The sequence below is a fragment of the Haloarchaeobius amylolyticus genome, assembly GCF_042678045.1.
In the GTDB taxonomy this organism is placed as follows: Archaea; Halobacteriota; Halobacteria; order Halobacteriales; family Natrialbaceae; genus Natrinema; species Natrinema amylolyticus_A.
Map to the genome: position 1 here is coordinate 615,957 of NZ_JBHUDI010000011.1, position 24,299 is coordinate 640,255.

23 protein-coding genes are annotated in these 24,299 nt (G+C 65.4%); 12 read left to right on the top strand and 11 right to left on the bottom strand.

The features are described from left to right. The gene (locus ACFR99_RS19245; protein ID WP_390290998.1) at positions 1–537 is read right to left on the bottom strand and encodes an amphi-Trp domain-containing protein; all 537 of its coding nucleotides are present in this window, start codon (positions 535–537) and stop codon (positions 1–3) included. 109 nt (positions 538–646) lie between these two features. On the opposite strand from ACFR99_RS19245, the gene ACFR99_RS19250 reads away from it, so the two are divergent. Then, positions 647–1,441, top strand: coding sequence for an HNH endonuclease (locus tag ACFR99_RS19250; protein ID WP_390291000.1), 795 nt, complete (start codon positions 647–649; stop codon positions 1,439–1,441). A 9-nt stretch (positions 1,442–1,450) separates the two neighbouring features. Here the strand turns inward: ACFR99_RS19250 and ACFR99_RS19255 are convergent, their stop codons facing one another. The 5 genes from ACFR99_RS19255 to ACFR99_RS19275 all read right to left on the bottom strand — a co-directional run bounded on the left by ACFR99_RS19255 (position 1,451) and on the right by ACFR99_RS19275 (position 5,732). Then, on the bottom strand, positions 1,451–2,179 hold the full coding sequence (locus ACFR99_RS19255; protein WP_390291003.1) for a nucleoside phosphorylase: 729 nt from the start codon (positions 2,177–2,179) through the stop codon (positions 1,451–1,453). Positions 2,180–2,278: 99 nt separating this feature from the next. After that, the gene (locus tag ACFR99_RS19260) at positions 2,279–2,581 is read right to left on the bottom strand and encodes a HalOD1 output domain-containing protein (RefSeq protein WP_390291006.1); all 303 of its coding nucleotides are present in this window, start codon (positions 2,579–2,581) and stop codon (positions 2,279–2,281) included. Between the two features lie 147 nt (positions 2,582–2,728). Further along, the gene (locus ACFR99_RS19265) at positions 2,729–3,610 is read right to left on the bottom strand and encodes an ATP-dependent ribose-1-phosphate kinase (RefSeq protein ID WP_390291009.1); all 882 of its coding nucleotides are present in this window, start codon (positions 3,608–3,610) and stop codon (positions 2,729–2,731) included. An 87-nt stretch (positions 3,611–3,697) separates the two neighbouring features. After that, positions 3,698–4,519, bottom strand: coding sequence for a DUF63 family protein (locus ACFR99_RS19270; RefSeq protein ID WP_390291012.1), 822 nt, complete (start codon positions 4,517–4,519; stop codon positions 3,698–3,700). Between the two features lie 172 nt (positions 4,520–4,691). Further along, a complete protein-coding gene (locus tag ACFR99_RS19275; RefSeq protein WP_390291015.1) occupies positions 4,692–5,732 on the bottom strand; it encodes a ribose 1,5-bisphosphate isomerase in 1,041 nt (346 codons plus the stop codon). A 72-nt stretch (positions 5,733–5,804) separates the two neighbouring features. Between ACFR99_RS19275 and deoC the strand changes: the two genes are divergently transcribed. From deoC to ACFR99_RS19290, 3 genes are all read left to right on the top strand, one after another. Further along, on the top strand, positions 5,805–6,446 hold the full coding sequence (gene deoC, locus ACFR99_RS19280; RefSeq protein WP_390291018.1) for a deoxyribose-phosphate aldolase: 642 nt from the start codon (positions 5,805–5,807) through the stop codon (positions 6,444–6,446). 38 nt (positions 6,447–6,484) lie between these two features. Beyond that, positions 6,485–7,906 (top strand): HPP family protein, encoded by a 1,422-nt coding sequence (locus ACFR99_RS19285; protein WP_390291020.1) that lies wholly within the window; start codon positions 6,485–6,487, stop codon positions 7,904–7,906. A 592-nt stretch (positions 7,907–8,498) separates the two neighbouring features. Further along, on the top strand, positions 8,499–9,704 hold the full coding sequence (locus tag ACFR99_RS19290) for a Cdc6/Cdc18 family protein (protein WP_390291022.1): 1,206 nt from the start codon (positions 8,499–8,501) through the stop codon (positions 9,702–9,704). Between the two features lie 139 nt (positions 9,705–9,843). On the opposite strand, the gene ACFR99_RS19295 is transcribed toward ACFR99_RS19290, so the two are convergent. Next, a complete protein-coding gene (locus ACFR99_RS19295; protein WP_390291025.1) occupies positions 9,844–11,031 on the bottom strand; it encodes an NAD-binding protein in 1,188 nt (395 codons plus the stop codon). Between the two features lie 127 nt (positions 11,032–11,158). On the opposite strand from ACFR99_RS19295, the gene ACFR99_RS19300 reads away from it, so the two are divergent. From ACFR99_RS19300 to ACFR99_RS19315, 4 genes are all read left to right on the top strand, one after another. Beyond that, positions 11,159–12,421, top strand: coding sequence for a DUF8167 domain-containing protein (locus ACFR99_RS19300; protein WP_390291028.1), 1,263 nt, complete (start codon positions 11,159–11,161; stop codon positions 12,419–12,421). Positions 12,422–12,482: 61 nt separating this feature from the next. Continuing rightward, positions 12,483–13,742: a TrkA C-terminal domain-containing protein gene (locus ACFR99_RS19305; protein ID WP_390291309.1), complete on the top strand. Its 1,260-nt coding sequence runs from the start codon at positions 12,483–12,485 to the stop codon at positions 13,740–13,742. Between the two features lie 31 nt (positions 13,743–13,773). Further along, on the top strand, positions 13,774–14,055 hold the full coding sequence (locus tag ACFR99_RS19310; RefSeq protein ID WP_390291031.1) for a ubiquitin-like small modifier protein 1: 282 nt from the start codon (positions 13,774–13,776) through the stop codon (positions 14,053–14,055). A gap of 86 nt (positions 14,056–14,141) precedes the next feature. Beyond that, positions 14,142–15,080: a M48 family metallopeptidase gene (locus ACFR99_RS19315; protein WP_390291034.1), complete on the top strand. Its 939-nt coding sequence runs from the start codon at positions 14,142–14,144 to the stop codon at positions 15,078–15,080. On the opposite strand, the gene ACFR99_RS19320 is transcribed toward ACFR99_RS19315, so the two are convergent. From ACFR99_RS19320 to gatD, 3 genes are all read right to left on the bottom strand, one after another. Next, on the bottom strand, positions 15,077–16,027 hold the full coding sequence (locus ACFR99_RS19320; protein WP_390291037.1) for a GNAT family N-acetyltransferase: 951 nt from the start codon (positions 16,025–16,027) through the stop codon (positions 15,077–15,079). The genes ACFR99_RS19315 and ACFR99_RS19320 overlap by 4 nt on opposite strands. A gap of 41 nt (positions 16,028–16,068) precedes the next feature. After that, on the bottom strand, positions 16,069–16,248 hold the full coding sequence (locus ACFR99_RS19325) for a hypothetical protein (RefSeq protein WP_390291040.1): 180 nt from the start codon (positions 16,246–16,248) through the stop codon (positions 16,069–16,071). Between the two features lie 95 nt (positions 16,249–16,343). Continuing rightward, the gene (gene gatD / locus ACFR99_RS19330) at positions 16,344–17,600 is read right to left on the bottom strand and encodes a Glu-tRNA(Gln) amidotransferase subunit GatD (RefSeq protein ID WP_390291043.1); all 1,257 of its coding nucleotides are present in this window, start codon (positions 17,598–17,600) and stop codon (positions 16,344–16,346) included. 174 nt (positions 17,601–17,774) lie between these two features. Between gatD and mfnA the strand changes: the two genes are divergently transcribed. The 3 genes from mfnA (at position 17,775) to ACFR99_RS19345 (ending at position 22,054) form a co-directional block, all read left to right on the top strand. Next, positions 17,775–18,860 carry a tyrosine decarboxylase MfnA gene (gene mfnA, locus ACFR99_RS19335; protein WP_390291046.1) on the top strand — a complete coding sequence of 362 codons (1,086 nt, stop codon included), beginning with the start codon at positions 17,775–17,777 and terminating at the stop codon, positions 18,858–18,860. Positions 18,861–19,076: 216 nt separating this feature from the next. After that, a complete protein-coding gene (metG, locus tag ACFR99_RS19340) occupies positions 19,077–21,167 on the top strand; it encodes a methionine--tRNA ligase (protein ID WP_390291049.1) in 2,091 nt (696 codons plus the stop codon). A 122-nt stretch (positions 21,168–21,289) separates the two neighbouring features. Next, positions 21,290–22,054 (top strand): potassium channel family protein, encoded by a 765-nt coding sequence (locus tag ACFR99_RS19345; protein WP_390291052.1) that lies wholly within the window; start codon positions 21,290–21,292, stop codon positions 22,052–22,054. Position 22,055: 1 nt separating this feature from the next. On the opposite strand, the gene ACFR99_RS19350 is transcribed toward ACFR99_RS19345, so the two are convergent. After that, complete coding sequence (locus tag ACFR99_RS19350; protein WP_390291055.1) at positions 22,056–22,343, bottom strand: GYD domain-containing protein; 288 nt, start codon at positions 22,341–22,343, stop codon at positions 22,056–22,058. A 126-nt stretch (positions 22,344–22,469) separates the two neighbouring features. Here ACFR99_RS19350 and pyk point away from each other — a divergent pair, with 126 nt between their 5' ends. Then, a complete protein-coding gene (gene pyk, locus ACFR99_RS19355) occupies positions 22,470–24,227 on the top strand; it encodes a pyruvate kinase (protein WP_390291058.1) in 1,758 nt (585 codons plus the stop codon). Positions 24,228–24,299 lie beyond the last annotated feature (72 nt).

Below are 24,299 nucleotides of genomic sequence, written 5' to 3' on the forward strand. Positions count from 1 at the left end.
TCAATCGCGCCGCTGAATAGTCGCTGTCGGCGCGGTGCGCATGACGCCTCGAGCCGCTCGTTCGGCGTTGAACCGAGAGGCGTAGCCTTCGCCGCTGTCGGCGATGATGTTGCCGTTCCAGTGGACGAGCCGCCAGCGCCACTCCCCGGCTGCGTCCTCGTAGACTTCGAAGCGGCTGGTTCTCCCGTCGTCGTCCGTCGCTCCGGCGTCCGTCGACTCGTGTTCGTCACGATCGACGACTTCGATACTCGAGCCGTCGGGGTCGTCCCATTCGAGCGCGAGCGTCAGGTCGGCGACCGGCGGGTCGCCATCGGAATCACTCGTTGCCTCGAGTCCGGCGACGACACGGTCTGGAAGCGTGACTCTAACCGCCTGACCGTCGCCAGAGAGGGTAACCGGCTGCCCGGACTCGGTAGCGGCCGTCAACTCGCGGAAGATCTCGGCGACGTCCGTGCGGTCGTATGCACGCTCGAGGGAGAAGCCGTCGCCTGTGTCCGATTCATCTGATCGATCGCCAGCATCCGAGGGGTCGGTCATAGCGGGAATTCGTGACGCTGTGTGTTAGTGTTGGTTCTCTCTCCCGTCGGCCGAGACCGATCGTGTCTCTGCCGGTGTGTTTTTGTCGCCGCGCTGTCTTCGCTCGCTCGTGACTGCACGCGACTGGACCGCCGATCGGGACGCTGTATTCGACCGCGACGCGTTCACGTGTCGCCACTGCGAAACCGTCGGCGACGATGCGACGACGCTTCGACTCTCCCCTGTCGGTGATGTACCACTCGAGGGAACGGTTCACGAAAGCGCCCTTGTCACCGTCTGTGCGGACTGTTTCGCGACGCTCGAGGCCGATCCCGCGACGGCCCCCGTCGACCCCGACGCGCTGTTTCGTCGCGTCCGCGAAACGACCCAGTTACAGGGTGCGACGATCGCTGCCGTCGCCGACTTCGCGTCGCTGGCGACGTCGCTCCCGGGGACGCTCGAGACCGCGCTCGACGACGAGACCGACACCGACCTCGCGGACTCGGTATCGGACTACCGCCGCACGCGACGCGACGTGTTGCTCGCGATCGCGGTCGTCGACGCCCACCTCGAGACTCTCGTTGCCCTCGAATCGACCGTCGACCCCGACGTTCGGCCGTCGCTCGTGGCGTTTACCGAGACGGCGGCGGCGCTACAATCGGGACTCACCGAGACCGTCGAACTGAGCGAGACGGTCGTCGGGGCACTCGAACGCTGTCACGGCTGTTTCAGCCCGCTCGAAGGAACGACGTGTGCGACCTGTGGGCTCGACGCGCACGGGATAGACGACTGGCGCAACGATGATGGGACGGACGCGTTCGACCGGCTGTTCGGGACGATCACCGAGACGCTGCAGGACGCCGCTGAGACGACCGACACGCTGACCGACCGGACGACGGCACTCGCAGAGCGGCTGACGGCGTAGTCCGCAGGCTCAGAGGGTCCGGGCCGCCTCGAGCGTGATGTCGATCGCACGACCCACGTTGTTCTTGGCCTTGTCGGGCAGTTCGTCGTCGTCGGTGTCGGTTCCTTTCTGGGTGCCTTCGACGAGGTTGCCGTCGACGGTACAGATCGCGCCGGCGCGCAGTCCCTTCCGGCGAGCCAGCGAGAAGACGGCGGCGGCCTCCATCTCGACGGCGAGCAGGCCGGCGTCCTCCCAGTCGGCGACGGTGTCGCCGGTTTCGGCGTAGAAGGCGTCGTCGGAGGCGATGGGACCGACGTGGACGTCCTCGTCGTTCGCTTGTGCTGCGTCGACCAGCGCTGATAGCGCGTCGTAGTCCGGCACTGCGGGATACTCGACGGCCTCGTAGCGCTTCGTGGTGCCTTCGTTTTTCGCCGCGCCGGTCGCGACGACCATGTCGCCGATCTCGATGTCCGACTGAAGCGCCCCCGTGGTGCCGACCCGGAGGAACGTCTCGACGCCGACGTTGGCCATCTCTTCGATGGCGATCGCAGCGGAGGGACAGCCGATCCCCGTCGAGCAGATCGTCAACTCTCGCCCCTCGTAGGTGGCGTTGACGACCTTGTACTCGCGGTTTTCGGCGATCGTCTCGGCTTCGTCACAGTGGTCGGCGATGCGATCGACCCGTCCGGGATCGCCCGGAATAAGCGCGATATCCGTCAACTCTCCCTCGTCGACCAGCAGATGTGGCTGCGTCGGCATACCGATGGCTTCCGTCGGTACTGAGAAAAAAGGTTCGTCGTTCCGGTTCTCGATGCCACCCCGCATCCCGCCCCTTACCGACGTGCGCCCAGAAGGTGGTCACCTGGTGGGACACACATCGATACGGTCGGGTCGGATCGTGACGACGGCGTCGTCGACTTCGAACTCAACTGTTCCAGTCGGCCGTCCGGCACCACGATTCGTTTCGGCAAAGAGGCTATCGAGCGCATCCGGATCGATGTAGTCGTACAGCCGTGTACTGGTCGCAGTCACATCGTCTCCGAAGTACTGGGCCAGTGCCATTGCAGCGGCGATACTCGGCGACTCGTCGGCGTCTCGATCGTATTGGATGCGCCGTCTGAGGCCACATCCGTTGGACTCGGTTACCCTTCCTTTCGTCATGTCTCTCAGTCACGAGATCGTGACCGTCTCACTCGAGTGGCCAACGCCCCTTCGTATATAACTACCGTCAGACAGCACCCGGTGAGAACCACCCGAGTGCAGTCGATTTCGCTGATTTCGCCACCCTAAAAAGGCGTTACTGATCTATCACTCCGTGAGAACGTCCTTGACGGCTTCGGCCGTCGGGGCGCTCCGCGCGCCGTCACGACTCGCAGTCAGCGATCCACAGGCGTTTCCGTAGGCGAGTGCGCGATCGACCCCCTCGTCCCCCAGCCAGGTCGCGAGAAAGCCCGCGGCGAAGGCATCGCCCGCACCGGCCGTATCGACCGGCTCGACGTCGAACCCGTCGTGGCCGTACGACCTCTCCGGCGTGTACGCTTCCGCGCCGTCGGCACCACAGGTGACGACGACGATCCGATCGTCGGCCAGCGCTGCCGTCGACTCGTCTGCGAGCAGCGCCGTCGCCTCTCGGTCGGTCACGAAGACGACGTCGGCAAGCGCGAGCGCGTCGCCGTAGTCCCGGTCGGCGAGTCGGCGGCCGGGATCGAAGCTGACCGAAACCCCGGCTTCGCTGGCGATGCGTGCGATCGCCGCGGCGGTGTCGGGCCGCTGGCCGGTCAGATGCACGTGGTCGGCCGCTCGGATCCGGGCCGGCTCGAGGTCGGTCGGTGTGACGGCCTCGTTGACGCCGTCGTTTCCGAGGATCGCGACCTCGCCGTCCTCGTCGACCAGCAGGTATTTGACGGCCGTCTCGGCGTCTTCGATCACGCGAACGCCCGAGACGGAGACGCCTGCGTCCTCGAGTTCCCGGCGGGCGAGCAGGCCGTTGTCATCGTCGCCGACACTGCCGATCAGCTCGGCCTCGAGGCCCAGCCCGGCGAGTGCAGCGGCGACGTTGGCAGCGCTGCCCCCGCCGGACTGGCGCTGTGAGCGGATCGCGGCCTCGCCGTCAGGTTCCGGAAGTCTGTCGACACGGAGGGTCACGTCCCAGTTGACGTGTCCGGCAACGAGAACCGATACCGAAGCCATTCGATGACAGTGGTGGACGGGATCCGCCGATAAAAACCTAGTGGCGGTGACCGTCAGTCCGCCGGAACAGACCTCCAATCGGTAGTGTCAGCCCACCATGAACAGCAGCGTGTTGTGAACGGCCGGGCCGAGCCCGACCGCGGCGACCAGCGCGAGGATCGTCCGTGCCTGTCGGGGGCGTTCGGCGACGTACTCCCGGAACAGCCCGAGGATGACCATCGCGAGGCCGACCTTGACGAGGACGAACAGCCATCCGGCACCGATAACGTCGGCGGTCGGAAGCATCTCTCCGGCTTCCAGGATCAGCAACGAGAGGGGGACGTTCTCGCTGGCCCCGAGGACGTCGTAGCCGACCGCGGTCGTCACGCCGTCTAACGTGTGCCCGAAGACGACGAGCGCCCCGGTCATGCCCGTCGTCGCCGCGACGTCGGTAAACCAGAGGCCAAGCACGAGCCACGCGATGGCGGTGACGATGCCGGCGACGATGACGGCGACGACGGGCCAGAACGGCGCGAAGGTCCCTCGCTCGATGCTCTGGAGGATCGCGACCATCGCGAAGACGGTGAAAAACGCCGTGCCGGCGATCCCGACGAACCGCGCGATCGTCGGCTGGAGGCCACCGACGTGAAGGAAGATCGCGACGATCCAGACGAGTCCCGCGACGACCGCGGTTACCGCATAGACCATCGGCGCACTGAATAGGGGCTCGATGGTCGACGGAAACGCGTCCAGCTTGTAGAGGACGTGGAGACTCGAGCCGAACATCATCCAGGGCGCAAACGCCAGCACCGTCCGGTCGGTCACCGGCGGCTCGAGTGCCCACAGTAGCGCGACGACGCCCCCCAGGACCACGACGGTCGGGACCAGCAGGTACCATGGCGGGACGACGAACCCCTCGGGAACTACCATAGCGTGGTGTTGCTCACACCAGTAACTAACACTTTCCGATTATCGAATACACGCGAAAGGAACGGTTCTCGTAGCTGCTGACCGACCGTATCATACGGTCTACTGCAAGTCATTGTCGGTGCAACCGCGACCGCCTTGCGGTTGCACCGAGACATCGGTACAGCAAACCGTCTCAGTCCTCCCACGGATCGTCAGTCGGCTCGCCGAACAGCTCTCGCATGAGCGTCACGATGCTTTCGGGTGGAAACTGACCGCGTTCGGTCACGATCGCGTCGACGTACCGCGGCGGGGTGACGTCGAAAGCGGGGTTCTCGACGGTCAGCCCGCTGTCGGTCGCCGGGGCCGGGTCGTCGGCGTCGCTTCCGGTCGCATCTCCCTTGGCATCGCCGTCTGTCGCCTCTCCGCCGACGATCGCCGCTCGCTCCTCGTCGGCGAGCAGTTCGCGTTCCGATCGCATCTCGATCTCGACGGTGTGGCCCGTCATCGTGTCCGGGTGAAGCTTGATCGTCTGGGCTGCGACCATCACTGGCACGCCGCGCTCGCGGGCGTTGACTGCCAGCCCGCTCGTGCCGATCTTGTTGATCACGCTGCCGTCGGCCGCAATGCTGTCGGCCCCGACGAGGACGTGATCCGCCCGGTCGAGATACCGCCGGGCCGCGTTGTCCGCGATCAACGTCACCGGGACGTCCCACTCGCGCAACTGTCGCGCCGTGATGTGGCCCTGCTTGCGCGGGCGGGTCTCCTTGACGATCGCCGCGAGCTCTTTGCCCGCCTCGAGGGCGGCCTCGACGCACGCGAGTGCGTCCGTCGAGTGACAGTGGGTCATCACGGTGTCGCCGTCCCGGAGGCGGTTCGCGCCGATCTCGCCGAGCCGATCCTGTGCCTGATCGAGGTCGCGCTGGAAGCGCTGGGCGCGGGCGATCGTCGACGATCGAAGGTCGGCGACGGTGTCGCCGTCCATCCCGCGAAGGACGTAGCGGAGGGCGTTCGGGAGACTGACCGCGGTCGGGCGCGTCTCGTAGAGCGTCTCCGCGGCGGCGTGAATCTCCCGCTCGAACGCCGCGGGACTGTCGGCCGTGGAGCGTTCGGCCTGTGTCTCGAGGGCCCCGGCGGCCGCGTCGGCGATCGCCGCGGCACCGCGAATCCGCATCTCGGTGATGTCGTCGGCGGTGGACTCGACGGCCGGCACCACACCGGGTTCGGCACCTTCCATGTGGGGTGGTTGCACACCGGTCGTGAAAAGTGACCGGGCGGGTTTTTGCCCGTCCGGCGAGTCCACACCGGTATGCATCGCAGCGATCTCGCGCCCCTGATCGACCACACCGTCCTCGGCCCCGCAACGACACCGGACGACGTGCGGACGGTCCTCGACGAGGCACAGGAGTACGGAATGAACGCCTGCATCCCGCCGTACGCGGTCGAGCTGGCCGCCGAGTACGCCCTCGACGTGACGCTCGCGACGGTCGTCGGTTTCCCACACGGCCACCACGACCCCGAGGTGAAACGCCGCGAAGGCGTGACGGCGTGGCGAGCCGGTGCCGACGAACTCGATGTCGTCCTCAACGTCGGCCGGCTGAAAGCCGGTGTGGACGACGCGGTCAGGGACGAACTCGCGGAACTGGTCGCCGCCGTCCCGATCCCCGTGAAGGTCATCATCGAGACCGCGCTCCTCTCTGACGCGGAGAAGCGCCGCGCCTGCGAGGCCGCCGAGGCTGCCGACGCGGCAATGGTGAAGACCTCGACCGGCTTCGCTGACGGCGGTGCCACCGTCGACGACGTCGCCCTCATGAGCGAGTATCTGCCCGTCAAGGCAAGCGGCGGCATCGGCAGCTACGACGAGGCCGTCGCCATGCTCGAGGCCGGTGCCGACCGCATCGGGGCCTCGAGCGGCGTGGCGATCCTCGAGGGCGCGCCGATACAGGAGTAGCCAAACAGTTTTGGTCGTGCCCGGACCAACGAAAGGCTATGCTCGAGGGGGTTCGAGCGCGGTTGTGGGCGCTCGCGAGACGACTGCGCCGCCTCGAGCGGCGCGAACTCGACGCCTTCTTGCGGTGGATCGAGCGGACGGGCAACCTCTTACATCTCTCGGTGCTGGTGTTCGTCCCGCTGTTGATCGCGGCAGTGACGTGGCTGGCGAACGCGAGCGCGGCGGTTTCGTTCCTGCTGTTTCCGCCGCTGGCGTCGGGGACGTACACGCTCTTTGCCGATCCCGAGGGAACGTACGCCACGCCGTCGACGTTCGTCGGCGGGATGACCGTCGGCGCGCTCTGTGGCTGGCTCGCACTCGCGCTGGCGACGACGGCCGGGTTCAACGGTGGCAGCGGCGTCAGCGCCTCGGGTGCCGCACTCGGCGTGTTCTTCACCGGCGTCTGTACGTGGGCGCTCGATCTTGAGGAGCCCGCGGCCTTCTCGACGTCGTTGCTCGTGCTCCTGACCGGCAACGCACAGCTGGCGTACGTCCTCGGGATCATCGTCTCGAGTACGTTCGTCTCGGTCACGTTCGTCATCTGGCGGCGTCACTTCTACGAACAGCGCGCCCGCTATCTCTACGGGACGACCACCGGCGACGATCACGTGCTCGTCCCGATGGGCGACGCCGACGAGACCGTCGCTCGCTTTGCCGCGGCGATCGCCGGAGCCCACGACGCCGGCAAGGTGGTGCTTTTCGATGTCGTCGACGAAACTGACGCCGAACAGCGTGACGACACCGACGACGGCCACGGCAAGTCGACATCCGTCGAACGCGCGGCCGGCAATGTGGCCCGCCAGCTCGAGTCGCTGTCGGCCGATCTCGAGACCACCTACGACGTCCCCTGTGAAGCTGTCGTCGCGGCCGCACCCGACCAGTCTGCGAGTCTCGTCCTTCGAACTGCCCGCCAGCAGAACTGTGATCTCGTCGTTACACCCTACGACGAACACGAGAGCGGCGGTCTCTCCTCGTTCATCAGGGGCCTGTTCGACAGCGAGATCGACGTCATCGTCTTCCGGTCGAACGGGACCCGTCGGCGACGCTGGCGAAACAGTCTGGTCGCGGTTCGGGGTGCCGGCGACACCGCTCGCGCGATGGTCGACTTCGCGATCCGCGTCACGGAGGCCGGCCGCGCGGTCACCGTCAGCACCTGTATCGACGACGAGTCGCGTCGCCGAACCGCCGAGAGTGCGCTCGCCGATCTCGTCGACGCGTTCTCGGGCCGGTTCGAGACCCACGTCGCGGCCGCGTCGGTCGAGACTTACCTCACTCGCGTTGCACCCCGGTACGACGTCTGCTTCGTCGGCTCGAGCACCGACCGCTCGGCCGCCTCGCGGTTCGTCTCGCCGCCGACGTTTCGCAAACTCAGCGATCTCGAGTCGGACGTTGCGATCGTCCACCGGGGACGACATCGCTGATACTGCCGGTTGTACCTGTGCCTCGACCTTTTGTACTGCGGGCTCGACACCGTCGCGTCCGCGACAAACTGTCGATCAAAATTCTGAGAAAATAATAGCAGTGATAGAAAGAGTGGGCTTCTGTGCCGCATCAGTATGATTGTCAGTCATTACTGTGACCCCTCGTACCGAGTGAGTGGGTGTCGTGATACGACTCTCACCGGACACCCCCCTCGTACCGAGTGAGGTTCTCAAAGAGAACTGCGTCTTTCCGCGGGACGACCACCAGAATCCTCCAGAGTGATCCTGTTCTCGCGAAGAGAACACGCCCCTAGTAATTAGTATTATATCTTTTGATATTACTGTTAGTTAGTGCAGTACGGTAGCTGTTTTTCCGAATACGATCTCTCTATCTACGGGGTATTTATATCGGCCGTATGAATTAGACACCAAGTGGAGTCGTCACTCACTCGGTACGAGGGGTGGGACGGCTCTCGACTATCCTTATTAAAGAACGTTGTATTCCCTCAATAGGATCTCTTGGACGCGAATTCCGAATCTCAGTCAGCATTAGGTTCGGTGCGTTTAATTCCCTGGAACGTAATCTCGGTCCATGGCAGAGAATGGGGAATTGACTGATATATTTGACACGGGTGATATTTTTGCGAACCGAGAGTTAGTTCGAGTCGGTCACGTTCCTGAACTCGACCGCGTTGTGGGCCGTGACGAAGAAATCCGATCGGTCGGGAGTGCTCTTGCTGCTGCAACCGAAGGTGGACCGCCAGAAACGACGATCATCTACGGGAAAACAGGAACTGGGAAATCCCTCGTCTCGAGATGTGTCACACGTCAAGCGTCCAGACGAGCCGCTAACAATGGCACTGCGCTCGAATATGCGTATGTGGATTGCTCGGATTATCAGACGGAAACGCAAGCAAGCCGTGAATTAGCCCGGGAACTCAGCGAGAATCTCGAGGCAGGCGAGTCGATCCCGCAAACGGGCTTGAGTGCGGTGGATTATCGCGACATCACGTGGGACTTGCTTTCTAATCACGAGGTCGACTCACTCGTCGTCATCCTCGACGAGATCGATAAGCTCGAAAACGAAGATCTGCTCCGAAGCCTGTCGAGAGCGCGTGAAAGTGGGAAATCAGACACGTTCATCGGCGTTATCTGTATCAGTAATAAAATTGAATATCGAGAACGGTTGAACGAGCGCGTGGATTCTAGTTTACAGGACAACGAGCTCGTGTTCGATCCATACGGCGCAAAACAATTACGTGCAATCCTGGAAAATCGGAAGGACGCGTTCAAATCCGGTGTATTGTCGGACGAGGTCATTCCGAAGACGGCAGCGCTTGCAGCCCGAGAACACGGTGATGCACGCAAAGCCGTCGAGACGTTCTACGAAGCAGGCCGTCTCGCGGAGAAGAACGGAGACGGGCAGGTAACTGCAGCGCACGTCGATGAAGCCATTACCCAGGCAGAGGTCAATCGATTCCATCGCCTCGTGAGTGGTCAGACACCACACGTGAAGTATATTTTACGAGCGCTTGCTGCACTGACCGCTTCGGAGGAGAAAAAACAGTTCCGGACAGCGAAAATCTACGATCTCTACACGACGATCGCTACTCAGGAGGGATCAGATCCCCTATCACATGATCGGGTCAGACGGCTCCTCAAAGAACAAGCGTTCCTCGGGATTACTGAAAGCGAGCATACCGGTGGTGGTGATCGGGAAGGGAGCTATCTCGTTCACCGGTTGATGCGTAACCCAGACATCGTGTTCAATGCTCTCAATACCGATCGCGGTATTTGATACTCCGTACTGACGTGCAACTGTTCCGCTTGCTGGAGTCACAGTCGCACAACCAGCGTCTCACTCACTCGGTACGAGGGGTGGCTGGATAGCTCCACCAGTGATGAGGGTATCAGAGAACACCTCCCGTCATCTGTGCCTACTCACTCTCGAGGATTCGATCGATCAGGTCACTCTCGTCGCTGCCGAGCGCCGAGCGCACGAGCAGGTGGCCGCCCAGTTGTGCAGGACTGATAACCGCGTTCGCGCCCGCGCGCTCGAGTTTCTTGACGTTCTCGCGGTCGGTTGCCGCGGCGACGATTCTGGTCTCAGGGGCGAGTTGGCGCGCGGTGAGAACGGTCAGCGCGTCCTCGGCGTCGTGGTTCGTGGCGACGAGGATTGCAGCCGCGCGATCGATCTTCGCGCGCTGCAGCGGGTCCTCGTCGCTTGGATCGCCGGTGATAACCGGAATGTCGCGGTTCGTCAACGCCGTCGCGGCCTCCTGGTCGCTGGTGACGACGACGAACGACCGGCTGCTGTCTGCGAGTTCGTCGACGATCGGTTCCGTCAGTTCGCCGTAGCCGAGCACGAGAAGGTGCTCGTCTAGGAGTTGGAGTTGTGAGTCGGTCATCTTTCCGAGTGTCTTCGAGATACGATCTTGGATCAGGGGGGCGACGAGTGCCCCGATGGCGATACCGAAGCTTGCGACGCCGAGGACGAGCACGGACATGGTAAACAGCATCGCCTCTACCGACGCCGGATTCGGCGTTACGTCGCCGTAGCCGACCGTACTCGAGGTGATCAGCGTAAAATAAAACGCATCGAGGATGTTGCTGATCCCGTCGAAGTGCTCTCGGAGGGTGTAGCCGCCGATGGTCCCGTACACCTGGACCCCGACCAGTGCTGCGCCGGCCGCGAGCTGGGTCGTCGACAGCGAGAGGGATTTGTCGAACCGCTCGCGGGTGAGCAGGAGAAACGGGATCGAGACGAGCGAGAGGACGACCAGCGGGAGCGAGTACGGGCTCGACTGAAGCAGGCCCTGTGCCGCGGTCAACGGAAGCAACAGCAGCGTCGCCCACCAGCCCGCCCGGAGCCCACGTCGAAGTGACAGTGCGCTGCCGACCATCAGAAAGCCGGTGAGTGCGCCGGTGAAGGCGGCGGCGTTCCGGACGGCGTCGGGAACGTAGTCCTCGAGTGGGCCGCCAACGGCGTTGGTCCCGATGTTGACGACGGCGGTCGCGACCGAGAGCAACGCGACGAGCAAGACCAGCACGACGGCTGCCCGTGTCGTGAGCACGCGTCGCCAGTTCTCCGGCAGCCGCGCTCGTAGCGACCGGTCGTCGACCATACACACCGCTCGGCGGTGGTGTTAGTTAAACGTCTCCGTCTCGCGTCCGCCCTCGCTGGCGGTGACCGTCCGGATCGGTGGTCCGATCGCCGATGCTCCTTTAACCGTTCCGCGCCACCAGCCCACAATGCCATCCCTTCCGGTCGAACTGTTGCTCGGTCTCTATCTCGGGCTCCTGACCGGCATCGTCCCGGCGTTCGTCGCCGGTTCACTGGGCTTTCTCGTCCGGTATTTCACCGGCGTCACGCTTCCCGGGTTCGGTGTCGTCGTCCTCGCACTGTCGATCGCCAGCGTACAGGGCGGCCTGCTCGGTCTCGTCGAACCCACCATCGCTCAGTCGCCGCGGCTACTGGTCGCCGTGCTGGTCGTGCTCATGCTCGCACTCTACGCCCACAACCAGGGCGACAAACTCGGCGCCGAACTCCCCCGCCGGCTCTCGCTGACCTCCATCCGACAGCGCACCCTCTCGACCGACGTGGTCGAACTCGTCGGCTCGGTCGGCCAGGTCACCGCCCGCCCGACCGGCGAGATCCGCGATATGGAAGGGTATCCACCGCTGTCGCCCGACCTCCGCGGGCGACTCAAAGCCGGCTCGTGGCGACTCCCCGCCGATCTCCCCCTCTCGGAACTCGAGACGCGGCTCGAGGAACGACTGCGAACCGAACACGACCTCGCAGACGTCGACGTCACACTCGACGAGCGGGCCCGCGCGACGATCGCGGCGGCACCGCCCTCCGGCAGCCTCTCGAGACGGCTCTCGACGGGTCACCGTGCCGTTTCGGTTGCGACGCTCGTCCCGACGGGCCTCGCCCGCGGCGACGAGGTAACTGTCCGAGTCGGCGACCGCTCGATCACCGGGACGGTGCTGAGCGTCCGGACCGAGATCGACGACGAGCGCGCCGCGATCCCCGTCTCCGAGGAGCCCCCGGACGACGAACTGGCGACCGACGGGGGCGACCCGACCGACGATGCCATCCCGACACCGAGATCGACCACGGCGACCGCTGGCGGCCCCGGCCGCGTGACCGTCGCCGTCGCTCGCCGGGACGTCAAGCCCCTTCTCGAGGCCGAATCGCTCGGACTCGTCGTCCGCTCGCGGGGGACGAGCCGCGAGTTCGAGGCGTTCGCCCTGCTCAAACGCGAGGGGTACGCCGTCCGCCGACTGACCGTGGGTACTGGCGGTACGGACGGCGAGACGGCCGACGAACCGCCCGCGTCGGCGGCGGTGACGGTCCTCGCCGTGCGACGACAGGGAAGTGAGACCGGCGGCCGCCGCCACGGCTGGGTGTTCGGCCCCGGTATCGAACGCTCGCTCGAGGCCGGCGACGAGGCGTTCGTCGCGGGATCCGACGATGCGATCGAGACGTTCGTGGAGGCGGTCGCGCGATGAGTCGGCTGCTCTTCGACGACGCTGCCGAGGCCCGCGACGATCACGGAGGTGAGCACCCGTGATCGACCCGGTCCTCGCCCAGGCGATCCCGACGGAGACGCTGCTGACGGCAGTCATTCGCATCCTCGGGTTCGTCCTGCTTGCGGCCGGTGCCGCGGCCGGCGCGGCGTTCACCTACCGGTGGTACAGCGCGGACGGAATCCCCGACGGCGTTGCCATCCTCGTCGGCGTTACGGTCGTCGCGCTCTGGCTCAACACTCAGACGGCACTCCAGCAGGCGATCATCGGGAACACCGGACTGACCGAACCCGGCACCGCCGTCTACACCGTCGCGGTGTTCGTCACCAGCGCGATCGCCGCCGACGGTGGTCGCCGACTGGGCGACTATCTCGCACGAGACGTGTTCCTGGTGGCGACGCCGCGGACGTTCACCGAGGTCAGCCAACTCGTCCGCTCGGCCGGCCGTGTCGTCGCCGTCGAGCTCCCCAGCGAGATCGCGGACATCGACGGCTACGACCCCGTCGACGAGTCGATCAAAGACGACCTTGCGGGAGAAACGTTGCTCTTCCCGCGCCGGCTCACCGTCGACCAGTTGCACGAACGGCTGGCCGCTCGTCTCGAGCGCGACTTCGGTGTCGGCCACGTCGACGTCGATCTCGATGCTGACGGGACGGTCGAATACCTCGCGGTCGGGAGCCGGCCGGCGGGGATCGGCTCGACGCTCGCGCCGGGAACCGTCGCCGTCGCGCTCGAGGCCGATCCCGCAGCCGACGCCAGCCCCGGTGACGCGGTTCAGATCTGGACCCGCGACGAGGGTGGGACCGCTCGGCTGGTCGCCGGTGGCGAACTGCGAGCCGCCGTCGACGACATCGCGACGGTCGCCATCGACGCCGACGACGCCCGCGAGCTCGAACCCGACCGGGCGTATCGCCTCACGACACTACCAGGCAGTCCCGGTGCCGAACGGGAACTCGTCTCCCTGCTCCGGGCGGCCGACGAGACGGTGACGGCGATCTCCGTCGATCCGGACGACCCGCTCGTTGGCCTGCCGATCGACGCGCTGCCGCTTCTCGTAGTGGCCCTCGAGCGCGCGGGCGACGACGAGACAGCCCTGGCGCTGCCGGCCGACGACGTTCGACTCGCGGCCGGCGACATCGCCTACGTGCTCGGCCGTCCGGACGCGCTCCGACGGGTCGCTGACCGGACGCTGGTCGAACCGACGGACGACGACCCCGATCGAAACCGAGCGTCGGCTCGCACCGGCGGATCGAACACGGATCGCACGCGCGATTCGGCACCCGAACAGGCGGGGGAGCGGTAGCTACTTGCCGTCGGCACCGATAGCGCCACGTATGCCAACGCAGTGGAAACTGTTCGCAGACCTCGCGGAACGCGCGGGGGACAAACGCGTGACCGTCGACGCCGCGGCTGGCGACACCGTCGGCGACGCCTTCGAGGAACTGCTCGCGGCGAAACCGGCCCTCGAGGAGCGGGTGCTCGAGGACGGCGAGTTGCGCTCACAGATCAACGTGCTTCGCAACGGGACGAACGTCTTAGTCGAGGAAGAGGGGCTGGCAACGGAACTCGAGGGTGACGACGAACTGGCGCTGTTCCCGCCCGTCAGCGGCGGGTAACGCTCAAGGGATCTCGGGAGACCGACAGCGACGACGGCACGACACCCGTCGAATTTCTTAACTGTCTCCCCTCGAAACGAGCAGCCGTGCGAATCCGAACGACGCTCAGCCTCGCGGGTCGTGCGGTCGGTGCGGCTGTGATCGGACTCGGAACGCTCGTCGTGGTGGGACTTGTCACCGCGATGCTGGGCGGGCTGGCGGTTGGCGGACTTATCTTCGGCGTGGTCGATCTCGTCGTCGACCCCGGTATAAAGGCGATCATCGTAATACAGCTCCTCGGGGTCGCGGTGGTATTGCGCGTCTGGATCGTCGGCGTGCGGGAAGCGGTCGGCCAAGGCCGTGCTCGGCTGCTCCGCGAGACGGTGCCGATCGACCTCGCACCCGTCGACACCGAGCGGGTCACGTCGACGACCGCCCGCCTCGCGGCCCAGTTCGATCTGCCAGTGCCACAGGTTCGTCACCATCACGCGACGACGCCGATCGCGTGCACGACTGAACGAGACGGTGAGGCGGTTCTCGTCGTCTCCAGTGGCTTGCTCGGAGCGCTTCCCGACGCGGAACTCGAGGCGGTACTCGCCCACGAACTCGCACACGTCGCCAACGGCGACCAGCGGTTGATGACGTGGGCGCTCGTGCCGCTGATCGCCGCCGAGGAGTTCCACGATGAGATAGACGACGAGGACGACGACCCCCGCGACATTCCCTGGGTCGTGCTCGGCCGGCTGCTAGTCGGCAGTTCGACCCTCGGCGTCGGGCTGTTCTCCCGCGGCCGCGAGTTCGCCGCCGACCGAGCAGCCGTCGCCGCGACCGGCGAGCCGGCTGCGCTTGCCGCGGCCCTCGAGCGTCTCGATTCGGCGGCCGCAGAGCGACCGCCTGAAGACCTGCGGGCACACGCCCGGTCCGTCGACGCGATGTCCGTCCTCCCGACGCTGGATCCGGACCGCGACGGCGGTGGTGGGCTCTTTGCGACCCATCCCGCGACGGAGCGCCGACTCGAGCGATTGCAACGGCTAGCAGCGGACTAAGTCGGCGTCGCTGTGAGATCGATTCCGAGCACGAAGTCGGGTTCGTCGGCGATATCTGTCCCCACAAGCGGCACGTCGGTGACGAACCGAACGGTTTCGGGGATCACGACGCGGGTTTTGTCAGCCCCGCAGTCGGCCCCATCACGGGCGATCGCAGCGAACAGCGAGCGGCAGGCGTCGACCTCGTCCCACGCGGCGAGGCCGTATTCGGCCCACGTCTCGGTTCGTGTCTGCCCATCTTCGGACTCGAGTTCGCGGTCGTACGTTCGGGAGCGGTAGGCCATCCCTGCCAGCCCGGCGTCGCTCTCGACAGCGAAGACGGCCATCTCGTCGGCCAGTTGCTCGAAGTCGTCCCGTGTAAGTTCCCGGACCGCCCACGACTCCTCAGGTGCGAACCCGAGTCCGGACAGGTGTTCGCGGGCGTCGCTGTGAGTCCAGTAGCGCCAGGCCGCGGTGGGGTCGTTCGAGACGCGATGTGGACCGTCGGCGTCCGGATCGGGATCCGGATGGGCGAACCGGAATTCGGTGATCGGTGCGAACCCGCTGGCGCGTGCCGCGCCGAGCGAGACGGCGTTCCACGAGAAGATCATAATCCGGCCAACGGTCGCGCCCTGCTCGCGGGCCCACGCGACGGCCGCCTCGTTCAGCCGGCGGCTCACACCCTGCTGGCGATAGTCAGCCGCGACGCGCATTCCCTGAAACCAGGCTTCGTCGGGAGAGAGCATCACGGCCTGCACGATCCCCACGGCCTCGTCGTCGACCGCCGCGAGGAACGTCTTCTTTCCCTGCTCGCGCTCGTTCTCGAGCCACTCGTGGTAGACCCGCGGAATGTAGTCACCGCCGCGGTCGGCCCAGATCTCGCTCGTGAAGCCGGCGACGGCCTCGTAATCGTCGGGGGTCGCACGGCGGATTTCGATAGCCGAATCCGCGTCCGAATCTGTCGGCATGCCGGTCGAAACACCTCACGTAGTCGTTCGAAAACGGTCTATTATCGCTCCCTGTGCCGATCAGTATTGGTGACGTCATCGAGCAGGTCAAGCTCGCGTTCTGCCTCGAGCGATCGTCGATGCTGGGGTGAGACGATCGGCTTACCGGCCCCTTCGATTCGCTCGTCAGGGTCCTCGACGGCAAGCCACTCGCGGAATCGCGAGAGAACGCCACGGATCATACGCGAACACTCGGCGGCCACGCCCAAAAGTGTAGCTCCAACTGAGTTTTGGCTCCTGGACGAGACCGCAGCCTGTCACTCCAGTCAGCGCAGTTCTACTCCCAGGGAACCGACCGCTCCTGAATCTCGCCGGCTAGCGACGTTCCCATCGCTTCCTCGACGTTCTCGGTGTTCGCGAGTGCCCACATCAGCTTGACTTTCGCCGTCCCCGGCAGCGTGTCACCGGCTTCGACGACACCTGACTCGAGTAAGTCCCGACCCGTATCGTAGACCCGATCACAGACCCGGCCCTCGAGACACTGGCTGGTCATGACGACCGTCGTGCCGTCCTCGACGAGTTCCTCGAGTCGTGGGATGAGGTCGGTGTGGACGTGTCCGAGGCCGGTGCCCTCGACGATCAGGCCCTCGTTGCCTTCGACGACGTCGAGGAACGCGGGGTCCATGCCGGGTGTGAACTTGACGAGTTCGACGTCGTCCTCGAGGTCGGCGTCGATCGCGAGGTCGGCCTCACCGCGTGCCTGATAGTCGCGACGGAACGTGATCTCCTCGGTCTCGTAGTCGACTTCGCCGAGCGGTTTCGCGCCGACGGTCTCGAAGGCGTCCCGACGCGACGTATGATTCTTTCGCACGCGAGTGCCGCGGTGGAGTGCACAGCGGTCGTCCGATTCGGTGGCGTGCATACAGACCATGACCTCCGCGCAGTCGCTTTTGGCGGCTTCGACGGCCGAGACGGCGTTCATGACGTTGTCGGAGGATGGCCGGTCGGCCGAGCGCTGCGAGCCCGTGAAGACGATCGGAACCGGCGTCTCGAGCATAAAGGACAGCGCCGACGCGGAGTACTGCATCGTGTCGGTGCCGTGCATGACGACGACGCCGTCGGCTCCGGCCTCGATCTCCTCGTACACTGCCTGGGCGAGTTCCTGCCACAGCGGCGGCTCCATATTCTCCGAGAGGATATTGGCGACGACGCGGCCGCGGTAGTTCGCCCGGCCCGCCAGATCCGGCACGGCGCGCAGCACGTCCTCAGCGTCGAACTGAGCGGTCACCGCGCCGGTTCGGTAGTCGACCGTCGAGGCGATCGTCCCGCCGGTCGAGAGCAGCGAGATCGTCGGCAGGTCGTCGTCGAACTCGATTTCGGAGCCCTCGTCCGCATCGGTTCCCGTCGAGTCCGTTCCGTCGATCTCGTAGACGTCCTCCGCGAGGACGTCGACGTCGGCACCGTCGCGATCGACGCCGACGTTGTAACCGCCCTCGAGTTTCACCACGAGGTGCTCGTCCGTGCTCGAGGGGAGCAACACGCCTTCGTACGTGCGATCCGCGCGGTCGACGCGGACGCGGTCGCCTGGGTTCATAGGGAGGCGTTGCGCGGCGGCGGACTTGAAGGCACGCTTTCGGCGGGCGTGAGCCGCCACCGTCGGCACCACCCCGACTCACCGAACGTCCACTCGCCGGCGGTGTCGACCGTCCACCGTCGAGAAACGTCGTCAAACGCAACAAATAAACCGACGACCGTTTACATACGTGATATGCAAATCGAGCCGCAAGCGTTCGACCGGGTTCTCTCGTCGATGTGTACGGAACCCCACCCGGCGGCGCGCGACGCGGCCGAGCGGTTTCTCGCGACGAATCCCGGTGATCCAGGTACGTATCCGAACGTCTCGGCGCTCGAGGACGACGCGATCAGCCTGTTAGGCGAGATCGCAGGCCTGGACGACCCGGCAGGCTATGTCACCAGCGGTGGGACGGAGGCCAACATTCAGGCCGTTCGCATCGCTCGCGAGCGGACCGACAGTCGGACGCCGAACATCGTCATGCCCGAATCGGGCCATTTCAGCTTCCAGAAAGCCGCCGACTTGCTCGGCGTCGAACTCAGAATCGTCCCGACCGACGACCGTCATCGGGCCGACCTCGAGGCCGTCCGCGCCAGCGTCGACGAGGACACGGCGCTGGTGATCGGCGTCGCGGGGACTACCGAGTACGGTCGCGTCGATCCGATCCCGGAACTCGGCGAGATCGCCCAGTCGTCCGACGCCATGCTCCACGTCGACGCCGCGTGGGGCGGGTTCGTGCTTCCCTTTACCGACTACGAGTGGCACTTCGGCCACGCCGCCGTCGACACGATGACGATCGATCCCCACAAGATGGGCCAGGCCGCGGTTCCCTCGGGCGGATTGCTCGTTCGGTCGCCGGACCTGCTCGACGAACTCGCCGTCGACACGCCGTACCTCGAGTCGACGTCGCAGGCGACGCTGACCGGCACCCGCTCGGGTGCAGGGGTCGCAAGCGCCGTCGCGGCGATGGAGACGCTGTGGCCCGCCGGCTATCGCAGCCAGTACGTCCGCTCGCAGAACAACGCCGAGTGGCTCGCCGATGCCTTAGAGAAACGCGGCTACCGGGTCGCAGACCCGACTCTGCCGCTGGTCGCGGCCGACGTGCCCCGATCGACGTTCGACGCCTTACGCGCGAAGGGCTGGCGGATTTCACGGACCGCCACGGGTGAACTGCGGGTCGTCTGTATGCCCCACGTCAGCCGCGAGATGCTGGCGTCGTTTATCGGGGATCTCGATCGGCTCGAGGTTCGTGCGAGCGTGCCCGTCGCGAGCGACGATTGAATAGCGCGCGTCTCCGACGACGAAGCGATCGCTTTACTCATACTGGAACCACACTCTTCCCAGCCGATCCGCTCGGGTACTCGTCTCTCTTCATCTTTCGCCCCCGTCGAAGCGCGCGCCACCGCAGGTCACCGCTCGTTTGCCGACCTGATCGCGGCTGTCGACGGGACGATCGAAACCGGCGGGTTTTACGCCCGGCAGCGCAACGTGACGACCATGAGCAACGACGAGTTTCCGACGGACGAACCCGCCGTCGTGACCTGCGGGTTGCCCTACGCCAACGGCGACCTGCACATCGGTCACCTGCGGGGGTACATCGGTGCTGACGCGTTCAACCGCGCACTGCAGACGCTCGGCCAGGACTCGATCTATGTCTGTGGCTCGGACATGCACGGCACGCCGGTCGCCGTCAACGCCGAACAGGAGGGCGTCGACCCCGAGGACTTCGCACTCGAGTGGCACCACCAGTACGAGGAGACATTCCCGCAGTTCAACGTCGACTTCGACAACTACGGCCACACCCACGACGAGACCAACGTCGAGACGACTCAGGAGATCGTCCGCACGCTGGACGAGGAAGGTTACATCTACGAGAAGGAGATCCAGGTCGCCTACGATCCGGATGCCGACCAGTACCTGCCCGACCGCTACGTCGAGGGCACATGTCCCTACTGCGGCGCGAAAGCCCGCGGCGACGAGTGTGACGAGGGTTGTCAGCGCCACTTAGAACCCGGCGAGGTCGAAGACCCGACGAGTACGATCACGGGTAACCCCGCGGAGTACCGCGAGCGGACCCACAAGTTCTTCGAGGTCTCGGAGTTCGCCGACTTCCTCACCGAATTCTTGGACGACCTCGAGGGGACCTCGAACGCACGCAACCAGCCCCGCCAGTGGATCGAAGACGGCCTACAGGACTGGTGTATCACGCGTGATATGGACTGGGGGATCGACTACCCTGGCGAGGATGGGGAGGATCTCGTCCTCTACGTCTGGGTCGACGCGCCGATCGAGTACATTTCGAGTACGAAGCAGTACGCCGAGCGCGCCGACGACTTCGACTGGGAACAGGTCTGGAAAGGTGACGGCGAGATCATGCACGTCATCGGCCGTGACATCATCCAGCACCACACGATCTTCTGGCCAGCGATGCTCGAGGGCGCGGGCTACAATACCCCGCGTGGCATCGCCGCGACCGGCTTCATCACGATCAACGGGAAGGGGCTCTCGACCAGCCGCAACCGGGCAATCTGGGCGAAGGAGTACTTAGAGGAAGGGTTCCACCCCGACCTGCTGCGCTACTACCTGACGACGACCGGCGGCCTCCAGCAGGACGTCGACTTCTCGTGGGAAGCGTTCCAGGAGAAGGTCAACGGCGAACTCGTCGGCACCGTCGGCAACTTCTGGTACCGCTCGCTGCTGTTTGCCTACCGCAACTACGAGGGCACCCCCGACACTGCAGTCTCCGAGGAGGTCGAAGAACGCATCGAGGAGGCGATCGCCGACGTCCGCGAGCACGTCAACGACTACTCCATGCGCGGGGTCGGCCAGGCCGCGACCCAGCTCGCCCAGTTCGGCAACGAGTACATCCAGCGCAACGAGCCCTGGAAGCTCACCGACGACGAGCCCGAGAAGGCCGCACAGGTCATCCGCGACTGTGTCCAGATCGCCAAGGCCGTCGCCGTCATCCTCGAGCCGATCGCCCCCGACAAGGCCCAGGCGCTCTGGGAGCAGATCGGCGAGGACGGCCAGATTGCCGACGCCAACCTCGAAGAGGCACTCGCGGCCCCACCACAGTCCTTCGACGAACCCGGCGAACTCTTCGGGAAGATCGAAGACGAGCGCGTCGAGGAACTCACCGCCAAACTCGAAGAGCGCGTCGCAGCCGCCGCGGCTGACGATGACGACGAGGCCGAAACCGAAAGCGACGACACCGATGGGGACGAAACCAGCGATATGGCAGACACCGAGGATCTCGAGCCGCTGCTCGAGGACCGGATCGGATTCGAGGACTTCCAGGAACTGGACATCCGCGTCGGCGAAATCGTCGCCGCCGAGGGGATCGAGGGTGCCGACGACCTCGCGCGTCTCGAGGTCGACATCGGTTTCGAGACCCGACAGGTCGTGGCAGGGATCAAGCAACTCCACGATCTCGAGGAACTGCCGGGAACGCGTTGCATACTGCTCGCGAACATGGAACCCGCGGAGCTGTTCGGCGTCGAATCCAACGGCATGATCCTCGCGGCGGGCGACGAAGCGGACCTGCTGACGACCCACGGCGACGCCGCGCTCGGCGAGAAGGTCCAGTAGCGACCGACCGTTCGTCCATTCTTTCGACGGTGTAATTCTCATTCTCGAGTTTCTGAGCTACTGGTTCGACTAACGTTTGCGCCAACGAACAGATATATGTGGGTTGCTATCGAGGACCAATCGTGCGCCGAGGATTCGTTTTCCACCTCGCAGGCCGGCCGCTTCTGCGGCGAGCACTGGTCCCGATCGGCTGCTTCGCTACGGTCGTCGTCGCCGGTATCGTCGGTTTCTCGGTGCTCGGCGGTGTCGGCCCCCTCGAGGCGACGTTCTGGCTGGTCGATCTGACGAGCATCGACTTGCACTTCCAGGAGCACGCCGGCCCCGAGCGAGCGACGAAAGCCTACGCCATCGTGGTGACGGCCGGGCTCGTCCTCTCGGGGCTGTGGATCGGCGAAACGGTCGTCACCGAGACGTTCGGCGGACGGATTCCAACGGAGGTATCACGAGCAACGATGCAACGACGAATCGACGACAGCGACGAGCACGTTATCGTCTGTGGGTACGGCATGTTCGGACGGACGATCGCCGACCGGCTCGCCGAGGCGGGCCGAACGGTCGTCGTCATCGAGAGCGACGAGGATACCGCGGCACGCGTCCGCGAGGACGGCCATCTCCTCGTCGAGGGTGACGCCAGACAGGAACAGACACTGCGTGCCGCAGGTATCGAGCGAGCGACGAAACTCGTCGCCGCGATCGACGACTCGAACGTCAACATCCAGATCGCGGTCGTCAGCGGGACGGCAACCGACGCACCCGAAATCCTCGTTCGCGTCGGCGAGGAAATGTACGAGTCGGTCGCGAAGGAGGCGGGTGCCGACGCAGTCATCATCCCCGAAGTCGTCAGCGGCGAGCGCGTGACTCGACTGCTCGAGCGGCCGGCGGACTAATTCAAACCTCGTCGACGACCTGCGAGAAGTCCTCGGTCGGGACGACCTCCATGGTCTTTCCCTCGAGGCCGTGGCGGTGCAGCGTCAGCGCCGATTTGAACGCCGCCTCGTTGTCGTCGGTTTCGAAGACGATGAGGAAGTCGAACTCGCCGAGGGCGGCGTAGGCGTCGTGTAGCTCCGCGCCGTGTGTTTCGAACTCCGTCCGGATTTCGCCCCAGATCGATGCGAGTTCCTGTGCGTTCTGGATCTCGCGGTCGTCGAGATCGACCAGCGTCGCGTAGGTTGGCATGTCGGGTCGGAAGGTCGATCCGCGGAAAACGGTTGGCGTGGCAGACGACGGGACGAGGGATACAGACAGCAACTCGAACGCGAGTAAGTGACCATCTTTTAGGGGGTGCTGGCGGTAGCTCCCGGTATGAGAAATGCGAAAATCGTCTGTACGCTTGGGCCCGCGTCGAACGACCGGGGAACCATCCGGGAGCTCGCTGCGGCCGGGATGTCCGTCGCACGCCTGAACGCGAGCCACGGCAGCCGTGAGGACCGCGCGGCGCTGATCGACCGCGTTCGCGCCGTCGACGAGGAGCGAGCGGAACCCGTCGCGGTCATGCTCGACACGAAGGGTCCGGAGATCCGGACCGCACCGCTGCCCGAGGGTGAGACGGTCTCCCTCGAGACCGGCACGGAGATTCGGTTCGTCGACGGTGACGAGGCAACCCCGGAGACGGTCGGGCTCTCGTTGCCGATCGACGCCGTCGAGCCGGGCGACCGCGTCCTGCTGGACGACGGCTTGATCGAGACGACCGTCCTCGAGACCGACGATGACGGGGTTCGCGCCCGCGTTGACACCGGCGGTGAACTGGGTGGCCGAAAGGGGGTCAACGTTCCCGGCGTCGAACTCGGGTTAAATGTCGTCACGGAGTCGGATCAGAAAGACCTCGAACTGGCCGCCGAGAAGGGCGTCGACTTCGTCGCGGCGAGTTTCGTCCGGGACGCCGAGGACGTCTACGCGGTCAGCGAGGTGCTCGAAGAACTCGGTGCGGATATCCCGATCATCGCGAAGATCGAACGCGCCGGCGCGGTCGAGAACATGGACGAGATCATCGACGCGGCCTACGGCGTGATGGTCGCCCGCGGCGACCTCGGCGTCGAATGTCCGATGGAGGACGTCCCGATGATTCAAAAACGGATCATCCGAAAGTGCCGCGAGGCGGGGCGACCGGTCATCACGGCGACGGAGATGCTCGACTCGATGGTCACGGCTCGTCGACCGACGCGCGCGGAGGCCTCGGACGTCGCCAACGCCGTCCTCGACGGCACCGACGGGGTCATGCTCTCGGCCGAGACGGCGGTCGGCGACCACCCCGTCGCCGTCGTCGACGCGATGGACAGCATCGTCCGGCAGGTCGAAGAATCGAACGAGTACGCCGAGTTGCTCGAGCAACGCGTTCCGGCCTCGGGCGAGGCGCGAACCGACGCGTTGGCTCGGTCGGCGCGCTTTCTGGCACGCGACATCGGTGCGGACGCCGTCGTGGCCGCGACCGAGTCCGGCTACACGGCGCTGAAGACGGCGAAGTACCGCCCCGGCGTGCCGGTCGTCGCCTCGACGCCGAGCCAGACGGTGCGCCGCCAGCTCGCGCTGAGCTGGGGCGTAACGCCGCTGTACGCCGATGTCTCGGGGCAGGGTGCCGACGCCGTCGTCGAGAACGCCGTGCAGGCCGCCCTCGATGCCGGTGTCGCCGAAAGCGGCGATACCGTCGTCGTCCTCTGTGGGATGATGACCGAACTCGAGGGAGCGAACACGACGAACATGCTGAAAGTCCACGTCGCTGCCGACACGCTGACGACCGGCCAGGTCGTTGTCGAAGGACGGGCGACCGGTCCAGTCGTCCACCTGTCGGACGGCGATCTCTCGGCGGTGCCCGACGGGGCCATCGTCGCACTGCCTGTCGACTTCGACGAGGAATTTTCGGGCGAGACGAGCCGGCTCGGCGGCATCGTCAACGCCGAGCGGGGGATGACCGGCTATCCGGCACTGGTCGCGCGCGAACTGGGGATTCCGATGGTAAGCGATGCGGATGTCTCGGCGCTGACGGATGGCGAACCGGTCACTCTCGACGCCGAACACGGCGTCGTCTACGGCGGGGATCTCGGGGATCGACACGAGCGAGCCTGAGACTCTCGGCCACCATCCGGTCCCCCCCTGTGCTCGTATCGCCCACGGCTCGGACCACGGGTTTTTGACGCC

Coding starts and splice junctions, on each gene's coding strand:
- ACFR99_RS19245 (WP_390290998.1), bottom strand. CDS start 537: ATGACCGACCCCTCGGATGCTGGCGATCGATCAGATGAATCGGACACA.
- ACFR99_RS19255 (WP_390291003.1), bottom strand. CDS start 2,179: ATGCCGACGCAGCCACATCTGCTGGTCGACGAGGGAGAGTTGACGGAT.
- ACFR99_RS19260 (WP_390291006.1), bottom strand. CDS start 2,581: ATGACGAAAGGAAGGGTAACCGAGTCCAACGGATGTGGCCTCAGACGG.
- ACFR99_RS19265 (WP_390291009.1), bottom strand. CDS start 3,610: ATGGCTTCGGTATCGGTTCTCGTTGCCGGACACGTCAACTGGGACGTG.
- ACFR99_RS19270 (WP_390291012.1), bottom strand. CDS start 4,519: ATGGTAGTTCCCGAGGGGTTCGTCGTCCCGCCATGGTACCTGCTGGTC.
- ACFR99_RS19275 (WP_390291015.1), bottom strand. CDS start 5,732: ATGGAAGGTGCCGAACCCGGTGTGGTGCCGGCCGTCGAGTCCACCGCC.
- deoC (WP_390291018.1), top strand. CDS start 5,805: ATGCATCGCAGCGATCTCGCGCCCCTGATCGACCACACCGTCCTCGGC.
- ACFR99_RS19285 (WP_390291020.1), top strand. CDS start 6,485: ATGCTCGAGGGGGTTCGAGCGCGGTTGTGGGCGCTCGCGAGACGACTG.
- ACFR99_RS19290 (WP_390291022.1), top strand. CDS start 8,499: ATGGCAGAGAATGGGGAATTGACTGATATATTTGACACGGGTGATATT.
- ACFR99_RS19295 (WP_390291025.1), bottom strand. CDS start 11,031: ATGGTCGACGACCGGTCGCTACGAGCGCGGCTGCCGGAGAACTGGCGA.
- ACFR99_RS19300 (WP_390291028.1), top strand. CDS start 11,159: ATGCCATCCCTTCCGGTCGAACTGTTGCTCGGTCTCTATCTCGGGCTC.
- ACFR99_RS19310 (WP_390291031.1), top strand. CDS start 13,774: ATGCCAACGCAGTGGAAACTGTTCGCAGACCTCGCGGAACGCGCGGGG.
- ACFR99_RS19320 (WP_390291037.1), bottom strand. CDS start 16,027: ATGCCGACAGATTCGGACGCGGATTCGGCTATCGAAATCCGCCGTGCG.
- ACFR99_RS19325 (WP_390291040.1), bottom strand. CDS start 16,248: ATGATCCGTGGCGTTCTCTCGCGATTCCGCGAGTGGCTTGCCGTCGAG.
- gatD (WP_390291043.1), bottom strand. CDS start 17,600: ATGAACCCAGGCGACCGCGTCCGCGTCGACCGCGCGGATCGCACGTAC.
- mfnA (WP_390291046.1), top strand. CDS start 17,775: ATGCAAATCGAGCCGCAAGCGTTCGACCGGGTTCTCTCGTCGATGTGT.
- metG (WP_390291049.1), top strand. CDS start 19,077: ATGAGCAACGACGAGTTTCCGACGGACGAACCCGCCGTCGTGACCTGC.
- ACFR99_RS19350 (WP_390291055.1), bottom strand. CDS start 22,343: ATGCCAACCTACGCGACGCTGGTCGATCTCGACGACCGCGAGATCCAG.
- pyk (WP_390291058.1), top strand. CDS start 22,470: ATGAGAAATGCGAAAATCGTCTGTACGCTTGGGCCCGCGTCGAACGAC.